This window comes from Clavibacter zhangzhiyongii (genome assembly GCF_014775655.1).
Taxonomy (GTDB): Bacteria; Actinomycetota; Actinomycetes; order Actinomycetales; family Microbacteriaceae; genus Clavibacter; species Clavibacter zhangzhiyongii.
In genome coordinates, this window is sequence record NZ_CP061274.1 from 1,586,959 (window position 1) to 1,602,593 (window position 15,635).

13 protein-coding genes are annotated in these 15,635 nt (G+C 72.8%); 12 read left to right on the forward strand and 1 reads right to left on the reverse strand.

What is annotated here, in order from left to right; translation table 11 throughout:
• Positions 1-214: 214 nt before the first annotated feature.
• From H9X71_RS07555 to H9X71_RS07565, 3 genes are all read left to right on the forward strand, one after another.
• Complete coding sequence (locus tag H9X71_RS07555; protein WP_191146541.1) at positions 215-1,081, forward strand: isoprenyl transferase; 867 nt, start codon at positions 215-217, stop codon at positions 1,079-1,081.
• A 10-nt stretch (positions 1,082-1,091) separates the two neighbouring features.
• Positions 1,092-2,204, forward strand: coding sequence for a Gfo/Idh/MocA family protein (locus tag H9X71_RS07560; protein ID WP_191146542.1), 1,113 nt, complete (start codon positions 1,092-1,094; stop codon positions 2,202-2,204).
• Between the two features lie 109 nt (positions 2,205-2,313).
• Positions 2,314-3,699: a glycine--tRNA ligase gene (locus H9X71_RS07565; protein ID WP_191146543.1), complete on the forward strand. Its 1,386-nt coding sequence runs from the start codon at positions 2,314-2,316 to the stop codon at positions 3,697-3,699.
• A gap of 51 nt (positions 3,700-3,750) precedes the next feature.
• Here H9X71_RS07565 and H9X71_RS07570 read toward each other — a convergent pair whose 3' ends face one another.
• Entirely contained in the window at positions 3,751-4,281 is a 531-nt protein-coding gene (locus tag H9X71_RS07570) for an aminoacyl-tRNA deacylase (RefSeq protein ID WP_191146544.1), read from the reverse strand.
• A 51-nt stretch (positions 4,282-4,332) separates the two neighbouring features.
• Here H9X71_RS07570 and H9X71_RS07575 point away from each other — a divergent pair, with 51 nt between their 5' ends.
• The 9 genes from H9X71_RS07575 (at position 4,333) to H9X71_RS07615 (ending at position 15,587) form a co-directional block, all read left to right on the forward strand.
• Complete coding sequence (locus H9X71_RS07575) at positions 4,333-5,058, forward strand: DsbA family oxidoreductase (RefSeq protein ID WP_191146545.1); 726 nt, start codon at positions 4,333-4,335, stop codon at positions 5,056-5,058.
• Entirely contained in the window at positions 5,055-5,264 is a 210-nt protein-coding gene (locus H9X71_RS07580; RefSeq protein WP_191146546.1) for a hypothetical protein, read from the forward strand. Before H9X71_RS07575 ends, H9X71_RS07580 begins: the two co-directional genes overlap by 4 nt.
• Before the next feature lie 92 nt (positions 5,265-5,356).
• The gene (gene dusB, locus H9X71_RS07585) at positions 5,357-6,583 is read left to right on the forward strand and encodes a tRNA dihydrouridine synthase DusB (protein WP_191146547.1); all 1,227 of its coding nucleotides are present in this window, start codon (positions 5,357-5,359) and stop codon (positions 6,581-6,583) included.
• A gap of 4 nt (positions 6,584-6,587) precedes the next feature.
• Positions 6,588-7,847, forward strand: coding sequence for a deoxyguanosinetriphosphate triphosphohydrolase (locus H9X71_RS07590; RefSeq protein WP_191146548.1), 1,260 nt, complete (start codon positions 6,588-6,590; stop codon positions 7,845-7,847).
• A gap of 61 nt (positions 7,848-7,908) precedes the next feature.
• A complete protein-coding gene (gene dnaG / locus H9X71_RS07595) occupies positions 7,909-9,810 on the forward strand; it encodes a DNA primase (protein WP_191146549.1) in 1,902 nt (633 codons plus the stop codon).
• Positions 9,811-9,989: 179 nt separating this feature from the next.
• Positions 9,990-11,645, forward strand: a complete 1,656-nt coding sequence (locus tag H9X71_RS07600) for an ABC transporter substrate-binding protein (protein WP_191146550.1) — start codon at positions 9,990-9,992, stop codon at positions 11,643-11,645.
• Between the two features lie 153 nt (positions 11,646-11,798).
• Positions 11,799-12,893 carry an ABC transporter permease gene (locus tag H9X71_RS07605; protein WP_191146551.1) on the forward strand — a complete coding sequence of 365 codons (1,095 nt, stop codon included), beginning with the start codon at positions 11,799-11,801 and terminating at the stop codon, positions 12,891-12,893.
• Position 12,894: 1 nt separating this feature from the next.
• Entirely contained in the window at positions 12,895-13,878 is a 984-nt protein-coding gene (locus H9X71_RS07610) for an ABC transporter permease (protein ID WP_191146552.1), read from the forward strand.
• Entirely contained in the window at positions 13,875-15,587 is a 1,713-nt protein-coding gene (locus H9X71_RS07615; RefSeq protein ID WP_191146553.1) for a dipeptide ABC transporter ATP-binding protein, read from the forward strand. The genes H9X71_RS07610 and H9X71_RS07615 overlap by 4 nt, the downstream gene beginning before the upstream one ends.
• The last annotated feature ends 48 nt before the right edge of the window (positions 15,588-15,635 follow it).

A 15,635-nucleotide genomic window follows, 5' to 3' on the forward strand; every position in this document is an offset into this window, starting at 1 on the left:
ACCGCAGCGACGCGCGCCAGCTGCTGCCGCCGACCGAGCAGCCCGTGCCGCTCGACGCGCCCGACCTCGACGCGCGGGACCCGGATCCCGCAGCGGCCCTCGCCGCCGCCACCGCGTCCGTCGTGCGGGGCACCCCGCGCGACGCGGACCCGGCGGCGGACCCGGACTCCGACGACACCACCGCCGACCGCCCCCGAGCACAGGAGACGACCCGATGAGCCGACGCCCCGAGGTCCCCGGCCGCACCGACCTGCCGCTCGACTGGACGGGGGAGCAGCCGCCCGCGATCCCCGCCGACCTCGTGCCGAAGCACATCGCGGTCGTGATGGACGGCAACGGCCGCTGGGCGAACCAGCGCGGACTGCCCCGCACCGCCGGGCACCAGGCGGGCGAGGAGGCGTGGTTCGACACCGTCGCCGGCGCCGTGCAGCTCGGCGCGACGCACCTCTCCGTCTACGCGTTCTCGACCGAGAACTGGAAGCGGTCACCCGCCGAGGTGCGCTTCCTCATGGGCTTCAACCGCGACGTGATCCACCGCCGCCGCGACCAGCTGAACGCCTGGAACGTGCGGATCCGCTGGGCCGGCCGCCGACCGCGCCTCTGGCGCAGCGTCATCGACGACCTGCAGGTGGCCGAGGAGATGACGAAGCACAACACCGGGATGACGCTCACGATGTGCATCAACTACGGCGGCCGCACCGAGATCGGGGACGCCGTGAAGCGCATCGCCGAGGACGTGGACGCCGGACGGCTCAAGGCGTCGCGCGTGGACGAGCGCACCATCCAGCGCTACCTCTACCTGCCGGACGTGCCCGACGTCGACCTCTTCATCCGCAGCTCCGGCGAGCAGCGCACGAGCAACTTCCTGCTCTGGCAGTCGGCCTACGCGGAGATGGTCTTCCTCGACCGGCTCTGGCCCGACTTCCGCCGGAAGGACCTGTGGGACGCCGTCGAGAGCTACGTGCACCGCGACCGCCGGTTCGGCGGCGCGGTCGACGCCCACGCGGGGGACGCCGACGAGGGGTCCGCGGAGGATCCGGACGGCCCCGCCGAGGGCGACCAGGAGCCCGCCGCTCAGTAGCATCGGGGACGTGAGCACACCCGAGAACGCGCCCCGTCCGTCCGCCGCATCCGCATCCGCCGCGGGATCCGACGCGCCCATCCGCGTCGGCATCGTGGGCTACGGCCTCGCCGGTCGCGTCTTCCACGCGCCGTTCCTCGAGGCGAGCCCCGAGTACCGCATCGCGCTCGTGTCCACCTCCGACCCCGACCGCGCGGCCCTCGTGCGCGAGCGCCACCCCGGCGCCGACGTCGTCGCCTCCGCGGACGAGCTGTTCGCGCGCTCCGCCGAGCTCGACATGGTCGTCATCGCCTCGCCCGCGTCCGCGCACCTCCGTCAGGGCCTCCAGGCGCTCGACGCGCACCTCGCCGTCGTCATGGACAAGCCGTTCGTCGCGACCGTCGACGAGGCGCTCATGCTCATCGAGCGCGCCGAGGCCCTCGGGATCCCGTTCTCCGTCTTCCAGAACCGGCGCTGGGACGGCGACTTCCTCACCGTGCGGGCGCTCATCGCGTCGGGCCGGCTGGGCGAGGTCCACCGCTTCGAGTCGACCTTCGAGCGCTGGGGCGGACCCGTGCGCGACCGCTGGCAGGACCGCGAGACCCCGGCCGAGGCCGCCGGCATCTCCTACGACCTCGGCAGCCACCTCATCGACCAGGCGCTGGAGCTCTTCGGCCCCGTCGTCGACTTCGCGGCCGAGCTCGCGACCGTCCGCGACGGATCCGCGAGCGACGACGACGCCTTCTACTCGCTGCTGCACGAGTCGGGCGTGCAGTCGCACCTCACCGTCAGCCGCGTCGCCGCGCTGGCCGGCCCGCGCTTCCGCGTGCTCGGCACCGCGGGCGCCTACGCCGTGGACGGCCTCGACCCGCAGGAGCCGCTGCTCAAGGAGGGCGCGTCGCCCGCCGACCCCGGCTTCGGCGAGGCGCCCGAGTCGGAGTGGGGCACGCTCGTGGAGGCGGCCGGCGACCCCGCGGGGGAGCGGGTCCCCACCGAGCGCGGCCGCTACGCCGACTTCTACGCCGCCATGGCCGACGCCGTGCGCGGCCGCGGGCCCGTCCCGGTGGATCCGCGCGCGTCCCTGGAGACCGTCCGCATCGTCGAGCTGGCGCACCGCCGCACCGCCGGGGACGACGAGGACTGAGCGGCCCGCCCGTAGACTGGGGGCCGCCTTTCCCGGCGACCCGCGGCATCCGCCCACCGGTCGCCGTCCGCCGACCGGGCACCCAGTCCGGCCCCACCTAGGAGCAAACGTGGCAACCCCCTCGCGTCTCGACCCGGTCATCAACCTCGCCAAGCGGCGCGGCTTCGTCTTCCAGGCGGGTGAGATCTACGGCGGCTCGCGCTCCGCGTGGGACTACGGGCCGCTCGGCGTGGCGCTGAAGGAGAACATCAAGCGCCAGTGGTGGCAGACCATGGTCAACGGCCGCGACGACGTCGTCGGCCTCGACTCCTCCGTCATCCTGCCGCGCCGCGTGTGGGAGGCCTCCGGCCACGTCGAGGTCTTCAGCGACCCGCTCGTCGAGTCGCTGCACACGCACAAGCGCTACCGCGCCGACCACCTTCTCGAGGCGTACGAGGCCAAGCACGGCCACCCGCCGGTCAACGGCCTCGCCGACGTCAACGACCCCGACACCGGCCAGCCCGGCTCCTGGACCGAGCCGCAGAACTTCTCCGGCCTGCTGAAGACCTTCCTCGGACCGGTCGACAACCAGGAGGGCATGCACTACCTCCGCCCCGAGACCGCGCAGGGCATCTTCGTCAACTTCGCGAACGTCCTGAGCGCCGCCCGCCAGAAGCCGCCGTTCGGCATCGGCCAGATCGGCAAGAGCTTCCGCAACGAGATCACGCCGCAGAACTGGATCTTCCGCACCCGCGAGTTCGAGCAGATGGAGATGGAGTTCTTCGTCGAGCCCGGCACCGACGCCGAGTGGCACCAGTACTGGATCGACCAGCGCTACGCCTGGTACACCGACCTCGGCATCGACCCCGAGAACCTGCGCCTCTTCGAGCACCCGCAGGAGAAGCTCTCGCACTACTCGACCCGCACCGTCGACATCGAGTACCGCTTCGGCTTCACGGGCGGCGCCTGGGGCGAGCTCGAGGGCATCGCGAACCGCACCGACTACGACCTGCGCACGCACTCCGAGGCGTCCGGCCAGGACCTCTCCTACTTCGACCAGACGAAGAACGAGCGGTGGATCCCCTACGTGATCGAGCCCGCGGCCGGCCTCACGCGCTCGATGATGGCGTTCCTGGTGGACGCGTACCACGAGGACGAGGCGCCCAACGCGAAGGGCGGCGTCGACAAGCGCACGGTCCTCCGCCTCGACCGCCGCCTCGCGCCCGTCAAGGTCGCCGTCCTGCCGCTGTCGCGCAACGAGAAGCTGTCGCCGGTGGCGCGCGAGCTCGCTGCGGAGCTCCGCAAGGTGTGGAACATCGAGTTCGACGACGCGGGCGCCATAGGCCGCCGCTATCGCCGCCAGGACGAGATCGGCACGCCGTTCTGCGTCACGGTCGACTTCGACACGCTCGACGACCGGGCCGTCACGGTGCGCGAGCGCGACACCATGGCGCAGGAGCGCATCCCGCTCGACGACCTCATGGGGTACCTCGCGGGGCAGCTCATCGGGGCCTGATCCGACCCTCGCGCCCGGCCGATCCGCCGTCCCCGCTCCCGCCCCGCGGGATCAGGGGCGGCGGATCGTCAGCTCGTCGGTGATGTCGCCCACCGTGGCGCCGAGCGCCCCGATCAGCGCGTCCGCGTCCACGAGGGCCGAGACGCCGTGCTCCCCGCCGCCCATGCCGATCCGCCGGCCGACGATCCGCTCGTCCGCGTAGACGGGCAGGTCCCCGTCGGCGCCGAGCGGCGTGATGGTTCCGCGCTCGTACCCGGTGGCCGCGAGCGCCACCTCGGCCGCGGGCATCGAGAGCTTGTTGACCCCCACGATCCCGCGCAGCTTCGCCCAGCTGATCTGCCGGTCGCCCGGCACGAGCGCGATGAGCAGCGCGCCGTCGTGCCGCTTCACCACGAGCGACTTCACGAGGTGCGACGGCGGGATGCCGAGCCCCGCGGCCGCCTCCTCGAGGGAGGACGCGTCCGGGCGGTCGACGACCTCGATGTCGATCCCGAGGCGCGCCGCGTGGGCGAGCACGCGGTCGCGGCCGCGGGGCGCGGCGTCGGATGCGGACGGGACGGGGGAGGGGGAGCTGTCGGCCATGCTCGGGCAACACCGCGGGAATGCCCCGCCTTCCCGACGGGTTGCCCACCCGTGACCGACTCCTCCGCCTCCGCCCCGCCCGCCCTCCGCGTCGACGTCTGGTCCGACATCGCGTGCCCGTGGTGCTACGTCGGGAAGCGGCGCTTCGAGCGCGGCGCCGCGGACTTCGCCGCAGCCACTCCCGGCGCGCCGCGGATCGAGGTCGAGTACCACTCCTTCGAGCTCGCCCCCGACACCCCCGTCGACTTCCAGGGCACCGAGGTCGACTTCCTCGCCGGACACAAGGGCATCCCCGCCGAGCAGGTCCGGACGATGCTCGCCGACATGACCTCCCTCGCCGCCGCCGAGGGCCTCGCCTACGACTACGACGCGCTGCAGCACACGAACACCGTGCTCGCGCACGAGCTGCTGCACCTCGCGCGGGTGCGCGGCGTCCAGCTCGAGATGGTGGAGCGGCTGCTGAAGGCGTACTTCACCGAGGGCCGCCACGTCGGGCGCGTGGACGACCTCGTGGACCTCGCCGTCGAGGTCGGCCTCGACGCCGGCGAGGTGCGCGAGGCCCTCGCGTCGCACCGGCACCTCGACGACGTGCGCGCCGACCAGGCGCAGGCGGCCGCCTACGGGATCCGCGGGGTCCCCTTCTTCGTGATCGACGAGCGCTTCGGCGTCTCCGGCGCGCAGGACCCGACGGTGTTCGCGTCCGCCCTCGCCGAGGCGCTGGCCGCGCGCGACGGCGAGACGGCGCACGTCGGCGCCGACGAGGAGGCCGCGAGATGAGCGCCGTCCCCGTCACCGACGCGCTGCCCGTCGTGGCGTCCCCCTTCGCCATGCGCGGATCCGCGGACGCCGCCGCCTGCGAGGGCGACGCGTGCCTCGTGCCCGGCGCCCTCGACGCCGCGGCGTCGGCGGCCGCGTCCGACGCCTCAGCCGCCGCGGACCTCGCCCGGGTCCGGGACGCCATCGACTCCGGTCGGGCCATCTGACCGTCCCTCCCCAGGCGCGCACCGACCCCGGGTCGCCCGCCTCCCGTCCCGCGTCCGTCGCCCGCCGTCCCGTCTGGGAGAATCGAGCCGTCATGTCCTCTCCGACCCTCGCCCCCGTCCCCTCCGCGGCCGACGCGCCCGGCGCCCCCGCGCCCGCCGCCGAGCCGGCCCTCCGCATCGGCGGCATCCCGCTCGACGTGCCCGTGGTCCTCGCGCCCATGGCGGGCATCACCAACACCGCGTTCCGCCGGCTCTGCCGCGAGTTCGGCGCCGGCCTCTACGTCAGCGAGATGATCACGAGCCGCGCGCTCGTCGAGCGCACCCCCGAGTCCATGCGGCTCATCACGCACCACCCGTCGGAGAAGGTGCGCTCCATCCAGCTCTACGGGGTCGACCCGAAGACGGTGCGCGAGGCCGTCACCATGCTCGTCGCGGAGGACCGCGCCGACCACATCGACCTCAACTTCGGCTGCCCGGTGCCCAAGGTCACCCGCAAGGGCGGCGGCGCGGCGCTGCCGTGGAAGCTCGGGCTCTTCACCGACATCGTCGAGGGCGCGGTGAAGGCCGCGGGCGACGTGCCGCTCACGGTCAAGATGCGCAAGGGCATCGACGCCGACCACCTCACCTACCTCGAGGCCGGCCGCGCCGCCGAGGGCGCGGGCGTCGCGTCCATCGCGCTGCACGCGCGCACCGCGAGCGACTACTACAGCGGGCACGCCGACTGGTCGGCTATCGCGAAGCTCAAGCAGGCCATCGCGAGCGTGCCGGTGCTCGGCAACGGCGACATCTGGGCCGCGGAGGACGCCATCCGCATGATGGACGAGACGGGCGCCGACGGCGTGGTCGTCGGCCGCGGCTGCCTCGGCCGCCCCTGGCTCTTCGGCGACCTCGCCGCCGCCTTCCACGCGCGCGCCGCCGGGTTCGACCCCGCGGACACGCCGCGGGCGCACCCGTCGCAGGGCGCCGTCGCCGACACCTTCCGCCGCCACGTCGAGCTCCTCGCCGAGTTCTTCGAGAGCGAGGAGCGCGGCTGCCGGGACGCGCGCAAGCACGTCGCCTGGTACTTCAAGGGCTACCCCGTGGGCGGCGACCTGCGGGCCGCGCTCGCCTCGGCGTCCTCCCTCCAGGAGATCGACGGCCTGCTCGCCACCCTCGACCGCGACCAGCCCTACCCGGGCGCGGGCGCCGAGGGCGCGCGGGGCCGCCAGGGCAGCATGAAGCGCACGGCGCTGCCCGACCGCTGGCTCGAGAGCCGCGACATCGACGCGCAGGATGCGATGGACATCGCGGACGGGGAGATCCACAACAGTGGCGGGTGACGGCATGACGACGAGGTCCACGTACAGCGAGTCGGACGCGGAGCGCTGGTACCCGGAGCAGCACTCGTCCCGCCGCAGCGACTTCGCGCGCGACCGCGCCCGGCTCCTGCACTCCAGCGCGCTCCGCCGCCTGGCCGCCAAGACGCAGGTCCTCAGCCCCATGGCCGGGCTCGACTTCGCGCGCAACCGCCTCACGCACTCCCTCGAGGTGGCGCAGGTCGGCCGCGAGCTCGCCTCGAGCCTCGACCTCGATCCCGACGTGGTGGACACGGCGTGCCTCGCGCACGACATCGGCCACCCGCCCTTCGGCCACAACGGCGAGCGGGCGCTCAACGACTGGGCGTCCGACATCGGCGGCTTCGAGGGCAACGCGCAGACGCTGCGCCTGCTCACGCGGCTGGAGCCGAAGGTCATCGGGCCGACGCGCCGCCCCTACGGGCTCAACCTCACGCGCGCCAGCCTCGACGCGAGCTGCAAGTACCCGTGGCCGAGCTCGCAGTCGGTGCCCGACCCGTCCGGCCGCGGCAAGTTCGGCTTCTACGACGACGACGTGGCGGCCTTCGAGTGGCTCCGCGAGGGCGCGCCCACGGGTCGCCGCTGCATCGAGGCCGAGGTCATGGACCTGAGCGACGACATCGCGTACTCCGTGCACGACTTCGAGGACGCCATCGTGGGCGGCTACGTCGACGTGCGCGCCCTCGGCGCCCGGGTCGATCACGAGGAGCTCGTCGACTCGATGGTCGCGTGGATCGGCGGGGCGCACTCGCACGAGGAGCTCATCCAGGCGTTCGACCGGCTCGACTCGCTCGACGTCTGGGTCGACGAGTACGACGGCGGCCGCGGCGCGCAGGCGGCGCTGAAGGACCTCACCAGCCAGCTCATCGGCCGGTTCGCGGGCGCGGCCACGCAGCTCACGCGCGCCACGCACAGCGAACGCAGCCTCATCCGCTTCGGCGCGCACGTCGTGGTGCCGCGGGCCATCCAGGCCGAGATCGCGGTGCTCAAGGGCATCGTCGCGGCGTTCGTCATGTCGAAGAACACGCGCCAGCCCATCTACGCGCGCCAGCGCGAGGTCCTCGCGGGCCTCGCGGACGCCCTGCACGCGCGCGGCGCCGACGAGCTCGACCCGGGCTTCGCGGGCGACTGGCGCGAGGCCGCGGACGACGGCGCCCGCAAGCGCGTCATCGTCGACCAGGTCGCCAGCCTCACCGACCAGTCGGCCATCGCCTGGTACGAGCGCCTGTGCGCCCGGCCCGTCTTCTGACGCCCGCGCGGGGCCGACCGCGGCCCGGGATCGCGCCGGACGCCGGACGTAGGATGAGCCAATGGCCCTGATCCGCAAGAGCGACATCGACGAGGTGCGCGCGCGGGTGAACCTCGGCGACGTGGTGGGGGAGTACGTCACCCTCAAGTCGGCCGGCGTCGGATCGCTCAAGGGCCTCTGCCCGTTCCACGACGAGCGCACGCCGAGCTTCCACGTGCGGCCCCAGGTGGGCTTCTACCACTGCTTCGGCTGCGGCGAGGGCGGGGACGTCTACACGTTCCTGCAGCGCATGGACCACGTGACCTTCGCCGAGGCCGTGGAGCGCATGGCGCAGCGCATCGGCTACCAGCTCCACTACGAGGACGGCCAGGCCGCCACCGACCAGGGCAACCGCTCGCGCCTCCTCGGCGCCAACGAGGCCGCGGCCGAGTTCTTCGTCGAGCAGCTCGGATCCGAGGAGGCGGAGATCGGCCGCACCTTCCTCGGGGAGCGCGGCTTCGACCAGGGCGCGGCGCAGCGCTTCGGCGTCGGCTTCGCGCCGCAGAGCTGGGACGCGCTCTCCACCCACCTGAAGGCCAAGGGCTACACGGAGGCCGAGCTCGTGACCGCCGGCCTCCTCAGCCAGGGCGACCGCGGCGCGTACGACCGGTTCCGCGGCCGGCTCGTCTGGCCCATCCGCGACCTCACGGGCGCCACCGTCGGCTTCGGCGCGCGCCGCCTGCGCGAGGACGACAAGGGCCCGAAGTACCTCAACACCCCCGAGACGCCCGTCTACCACAAGAGCTCCGTGCTCTACGGGCTCGACCTCGCCAAGCGCGACGTCAGCCGCGGCCGCCAGGTCGTCGTGGTCGAGGGCTACACGGACGTCATGGCCTGCCACCTCGCGGGGATCACCACGGCGGTCGCCACCTGCGGCACGTCGTTCGGCGTCGACCACATCAAGGTCCTCCGCCGCGTGCTCGGCGACGACAGCGGCCTCGGCGAGGTCGTCTTCACGTTCGACCCCGACGCGGCCGGCCAGAAGGCCGCCATGCGCGCGTTCTCCGAGGAGCGCCGCTTCGCCGCGCAGACCTACGTGGCCGTGGGGCCCGAGGGCCTCGACCCGTGCGACCTCCGCCTCACGCGCGGCGACGACGCCGTGCGCCGCATGATCCAGGGCAAGAAGCCCATGTTCGAGTTCGCGATCAAGCAGATCCTCGCCGACCACGACCTCGACACCGTCGAGGGCCGCGTGGCCGCGCTCCGGGCCGCCGCGCCCGTGGTCGCCGACATCCGCGACCCGTCGCTCCGGCCGGGCTACGCGCGGGAGCTCGCCGGCTGGCTCGGCATGGACCTCACCGAGGTCGGCCGCGCCGTGCAGACCGCGGGACGCTCCACGCCCGCGGACGGCACCGACCGCTCCGGCGGCACGCCCTCCGGTCGCGGTCCCGGGCAGCACGGCGCACACGGCCGCGACGAGGACGGCCCGGTCATCGACAGCTCGCGCTCCATGTCGCTCATGGACCTGCCCACCGACCTCGCGACGCGGCTCGAGCGCGACGCCCTCATGGCGATGCTGCAGCACCCGGAGCTCGTCGGGAACGACCTCGTGATGCGCGCGGCGCAGGTCACCTTCGTCAACGAGAGCCTCGCGGTCGTCCGCGACGGGGTCATCGGGAGCATGGACGCGCTCGGCGGCGCCGACTGGCTGTCGCGCGTGGCGCTCGAGGTGCCCGAGTCGTTCGCGACGCTCGTGAAGCAGCTGGGCGTCGCGCCGCTGCCGAACCGCGGCGACGCGGACAAGCTCGCCGTCTACGTCAAGGGCGTCACGGCGGAGCTCGTGGGGCGCGATCTGCTCCGCCGGAAGGCCGACCTCATCGGACGGCTGCAGCGCACCGACGCGACGCACGAGCGCGAGCGCTACCAGGAGATCCAGCGCGAGCTGATGCAGGTCGAGGCCGAGCGCCGCGCCCTCCGGGAATGACGCTCGGGGCGTCGGCCCCCGCGCCGCGCCCGCATGTTTCGGTCGTGTGAAGAAGCGCCGCCGCACGACCCCGGGGTCGGGGCTGCTGTTTCCCGTGTGTTAGAAATCATTCACAGCACAGCGTCCGTGTCTCTCGATGCGCGGGCGCGAATCCCCTTCATGAAAGAGGCACTCGGAACATGACGTCCGCATTCTCCCGGCGCTCACGCGTCCTGCTCGCCACAGCGGGATTCTCCGCCGCGGCCCTCGTCCTCGCCGGCTGCTCCGGCGGCTCCGGTGACCCCCTCGCCGAGGACGGCGCGTCCGGCGGCGGCTCCATCGTCGTCGGCACGACCGACAAGGTCCTGTCGCTCGACCCCGCGGGCTCCTACGACAACGGCTCCTTCGCCGTGCAGAACCAGGTCTTCCCGTTCCTGTTCAACAGCCCCTATGGCAGCCCGGACGTCGAGCCCGACCTCGCCGTCTCCGGCGAGTACACCTCGGACAACGAGTTCACGGTCATGCTGAAGCCCGACCTGAAGTTCGCGAACGGCCACGCGCTCACCGCGAGCGACGTCAAGTTCACGTTCGACCGCGTCGCGGCCATCGCGGCCAACGGCGCGGACAACGGCAACGGCCCGTCCTCGCTCCTCGCGAACGTCGAGTCCGTCGCGGCGCCCGACGACACCACCGTCGTGTTCACGCTGAAGACCGCCAACGACCAGACGTTCGAGCAGGTGCTCTCCAGCCCCGCCGGCCCCATCGTCGACGAGGAGGTCTTCCCGGCCGACGCGCTCGCGGACCCCGCCGACATCGTCGCGGCGAACGCCTTCGCGGGCCAGTACGTCATCACCGACTTCGACCTCAACCAGCTCGTCGCCTACGCGCCGAACGCCGACTACCAGGGCGTCCTGCCGAAGGCCGCGAACGGCGGCGTGACCGCGCGCTACTACGCGGACGAGACCACGATGAAGCTCGCCGTGCAGAACGGCGAGATCGACGTCGCGGGCCGCTCGCTCGGCGCGACCGACATCGCGGACCTCAAGAAGGACGACAGCGTGAAGGTCGTCGAGGGTCCGGGCGGCGAGATCCGCTACATCACGTTCAACCTCAACACGCAGCCCTTCGGCAAGACGACGGGCGAGGCCGACGAGGCCAAGGCCCTCGCCGTGCGCCAGGCGGCCGCCGACCTCATCGACCGCGAGGAGCTGTCGACCGAGGTCTACAACAGCACCTACACGCCGCTCTACTCCTACGTGGCCGACGGCCTCTCGGGTGCGAACGAGGCGCTCAAGGGCCTCTACGGCGACGGCGACGGCGGGCCGGATGCGGACAAGGCCGCGAAGGCCCTCGCCGACGCGGGCGTCCAGACGCCCGTCGCGCTGCAGCTGCAGTTCAACCCGGACCACTACGGCGCCGGATCCGACGACGAGTACGCGCTCGTCAAGCAGCAGCTCGAGGCGACCGGCCTTTTCCAGGTGAACCTGCAGTCCACCATCTGGGACCAGTACAGCAAGGCCCGCGTCAACGACGAGTACCCGGCGTACCAGCTCGGCTGGTTCCCCGACTACTCGGACGCGGACAACTACCTGACGCCGTTCTTCTCCCCGCAGTCCTTCGTCAAGAACCACTACGACAACCCGGCCGTGACCGACCTGATCACGCAGCAGCTGTCGGAGGCGGACACCTCGAAGCGCGCCGACCTCATCGGCCAGATCCAGGACGAGGTCGCGGCCGACCTGCCGACCCTGCCCCTGCTCCAGGGCTCGCAGGTCGCGGTCGCCGGCGAGGACGTCGAGGGCGTCACGCTCGACGCGTCCTTCAAGTTCCGCTACGCCCCGATCACCAAGGGCTGAGCCGACCGGGAGGAGGCCGCTCGATAGGCTGACTCCCTCCACGGATGGGGCGTCCCGCTGCGGCGGGACGCCCCACTCCTGTGCCACCCGAGGTGGCACCGCCCGTCCGCGCCGCACCGCCCGCACACCGACGACCTGAGAGGCCCACCCGCCGTGACCGTCATCCCGGACGCCGTACCCGCGTCCGCGCCCCCCGGGGCGCAGCAGCCCAAGGCCCGGAAGCAGGGGATCGGGCTCGGCCAGTACATCCTCATCCGCGCCGTGCTCATCATCCCGACCGTGTTCATCCTCGTGACGCTGGTCTTCTTCCTCATGCGCATCGTCGGCGACCCGATCTCCGCCGCCGTCGGCGACCGGCTCACCCCCGAGCAGCTCCAGGAGCGCCTCGCGACGGCCGGGTTCGACCGGCCGATCATCGTGCAGTACCTCGAGTACCTCGGCCAGATCGCCACCGGCAACTTCGGCCGCTCGCTCACCGACAACCGGCTCATCAGCGAGGTGCTGCTGCAGTACGGCTCCGCCACGCTCGAGCTCGTCGTCTACTCGCTCATCGTCGCGTTCCTCATCGGGATCCCGCTCGGCCTCGTCGCCGCGTACTACAAGGACCGCACGCCCGACGCCGTGCTCCGCATCCTCGCGATCCTCGCCTACGCCACGCCCGTGTTCTTCGCGGGCCTGCTGCTCAAGCTGGTCTTCTCGGTGTGGCTCGGGATCCTCCCGCTGTCGGGCCGCGCGGACACGCGCGTGGAGGTCGCCCTGGGTCGCCTCGAGAACCCGACCGGCATCTACCTCATCGACGCCCTCCGCCTCGGCAGCCCCACCGCCGTGAGCGACGTGCTCGAGCACGCGGTGCTCCCGGCGCTCGCGCTCGGCCTCCTGACGGCCGGCATCTTCCTGCGCCTCGTGCGCACCAACGTGATCTCCACCCTCGGCACCGAGTACGTGGACGCCGCGCGCTCCCGCGGCGTCGGCGAGTTCCGGCTCACGACGCGGCACGCGCTGAAGCCGGCGCTCATCCCGATCATCACGGTCGTGGGCCTGCAGATCGCCGTCATGCTCGGCGGCGCGGTCCTCACGGAGACCACCTTCGAGTGGCGGGGCCTCGGCTTCCAGCTCGCGCAGTACCTCGCGGCGCGCGACTTCGTCGCCGTGCAGGGGATCGTGGCGCTGCTGGCCGTGATCGTGGCCGTGACCAACTTCATCGTCGACGTCGTCGCGGCGCTCATCGACCCGCGAGTGAGGTACTGACATGAGCGAGACCACCACCACGCCCGCCGCCGTCGCGTCCGGGCCCGCCCGCCGCACGCTCTGGCAGCGCCTCCCGCTCGTCTCGCACGTGCGGCAGAGCGTCGGCCTCCAGCGCGGCATGCTCGTCGCCGGCATGGTCATCACCGGCGCCTTCCTCCTGCTCGCGGCGCTCGCGCCGCTCATCGCGCCCTTCGGCTTCGCGCAGGGCCGCGACGACAGCGGGTCCTTCCCGCGCCAGTCCGCGCCCGACGCCACGCACATCTGGGGCACCACGGTCGGCGGCTACGACGTGTTCTCGCGCGTCGTCTGGGGCACGCAGACCGCGCTGTCCGTCGTCGTCATCGCCGTGATCCTGTCGCTGTTCGCGGGCGTCCTGCTCGGCGTCGTCTCCGGCTACCTGGGCGGCTGGCTCGACCGGATCCTCGTGGTCGTCGCCGACGCCATCTACCCGTTCCCGACGCTGCTGCTCGCCATCGTGGTGAGCATCGTGCTGAACGGCGGGCAGTCGAGCCTCTGGGGCGGCATCCTGTCGGCCGCGGTGAGCATCACGGTCGTCTACATCCCGCAGTACTTCCGCGTGATCCGCGCGGAGGTCGTGCGGCTGAAGGCGGAGGCGTTCGTCGAGAGCGCCAAGGTCATCGGCACGTCGACCCCGCGCATCATGTTCGTGCACGTGCTGCGGAACTCCACCCGCACGCTGCCGCTGATCCTCACGCTCAACGCGTCCGAGGCGATCCTCACCCTGGCCGGGCTCGGCTTCCTCGGCTTCGGCATCTCGCCGACGTCGGCCGCCGAGTGGGGCTACGACCTCAACCGCGCCCTCGCCGACACGGCGAGCGGCGTCTGGTGGACGGGCGTCTTCCCCGGCGTCGCCATCGTGCTGCTCGTCCTCGGGCTCACGCTCGTCGGCGAGAGCGTGAACGACATCTCCGATCCCAAGCTGCGCGCCCGCAAGCGCGCCTCGACGAAGAAGGTGGCCGCATGAGCGACGTCGTCTCCATCCGCGACCTCGGGGTGACCTTCGCGACCGACGGCGGCGACGTCCGCGCGGTCGACGGGGTCTCGCTCACGGTCTCGCCCGGCGAGATCCTCGCCATCGTGGGGGAGTCGGGGTCGGGCAAGTCCGTCACCGCCCGCACGGTGCTCGGGCTCCTGCCCGACACCGCCGTCACCGACGGCGCCGTGCTCCTCAGCGACCGGACGGGCCAGGGCGCGGTCGACGTGCTCTCGCTCTCGGCGGACGAGCTGCGCCGGGTGCGCGGCCGCGACGTCGCGATGGTGTTCCAGGAGCCGTCCACTGCCCTGAACCCCGTGCACACCATCGGCTGGCAGATCATTGAGGGCCTCCGCGCCCACGGTCGCGTCTCGAAGAAGGAGGCGCGCGCGAAGGCGATCGACATCCTCCGCCGCGTGGGCATCCCCGACCCCGAGACCCGGGTCGACCACTACCCGCACCAGTTCTCGGGCGGGCAGAAGCAGCGCGTCGTCATCGCCATGGCGCTCGTGCTCGACCCCGGCCTCATCGTCGCCGACGAGCCGACCACCGCCCTCGACGTGACGGTGCAGGCTGAGATCCTCGACCTGCTGCGCCGCTGCCGCGACGAGTTCGGCGCGGCCGTGATCCTCATCACCCACAACATGGGCGTCGTCGCCGACCTCGCCGACCGCGTGGCCGTCATGTACCGCTCGCGCCTCGTCGAGCAGGCCGACGTGGCGACGCTGTTCGCGTCGCCGAAGGAGGAGTACACGCGGAACCTGCTCGCCTCCGTGCCGAAGCTCGGCGAGGGCGTCGCCGCCACCGTCGAGCGCGCGGCCGTGCGCTCGCGGGCGCGCGAGGCCTCGGCCACGAAGGCGGCGCCCGTCGTCGTCGCGCGCGGGCTCGAGATCGAGTACCCGGGTCGCCTCGGGAGCCCCGCGTTCCGCGCGGTCAAGGGCGTCGACCTCCACATCGAGGCCGGCGAGGTCCTCGGGCTCGTGGGGGAGTCGGGCTCCGGCAAGACCACCATCGGGCGCGCCATCGCGGGCCTCACGAACGTGACCGGCGGATCCCTGCGGGTCCTCGGCACCGAGATGCTCGGCGTCCGGGAGCGCGACTTCCGGAAGCAGCGCGCCGACATCGGCTTCGTGTTCCAGGACCCGGCGACGAGCTTCAACCCGCGCCTCACCATCGCGGAGTGCGTGGCAGAGCCGCTCATCGTGCACGGCCGGGCGAAGAGCCCGCAGGCCGCGCGCGGGCGCGTCGACGAGCTGATGGAGGCGGTCCAGCTGCCGAAGGCGTTCGGCGACCGCTACCCGCACGAGCTCTCCGGCGGCCAGCGCCAGCGGGCGAGCCTGGCCCGCGGCCTCGCGCTCGAGCCGTCGCTCCTCGTCGCCGACGAGCCGACGAGCGCGCTCGACGTGTCCGTGCAGGCGCGCGTGCTGGAGCTCTTCGCCGAGCTGCAGCGCGAGCTCGGGTTCGCGGCGCTGTTCATCAGCCACGACCTCGCCGTCGTCGACCTCCTCGCCGACCGGATCGCCGTGCTGTACCGCGGCGAGCTGGTGGAGGAGGGCACGGGCGCCGAGGTGCTCGGCGACCCGCAGCACCCCTACACGCAGCGCCTGCTGGCGTCGCTGCCCGTGCCGGACCCGGCCGAGCAGGCCGAGCGCCGCGCCCGGCTGCACGCGCTCCGAGCCGCCGAGCGCACCGCCGGCTAGGGAGCCGCGAGCGGGGCCCGGCCGACGCCGGGCATGATGGGACACGAC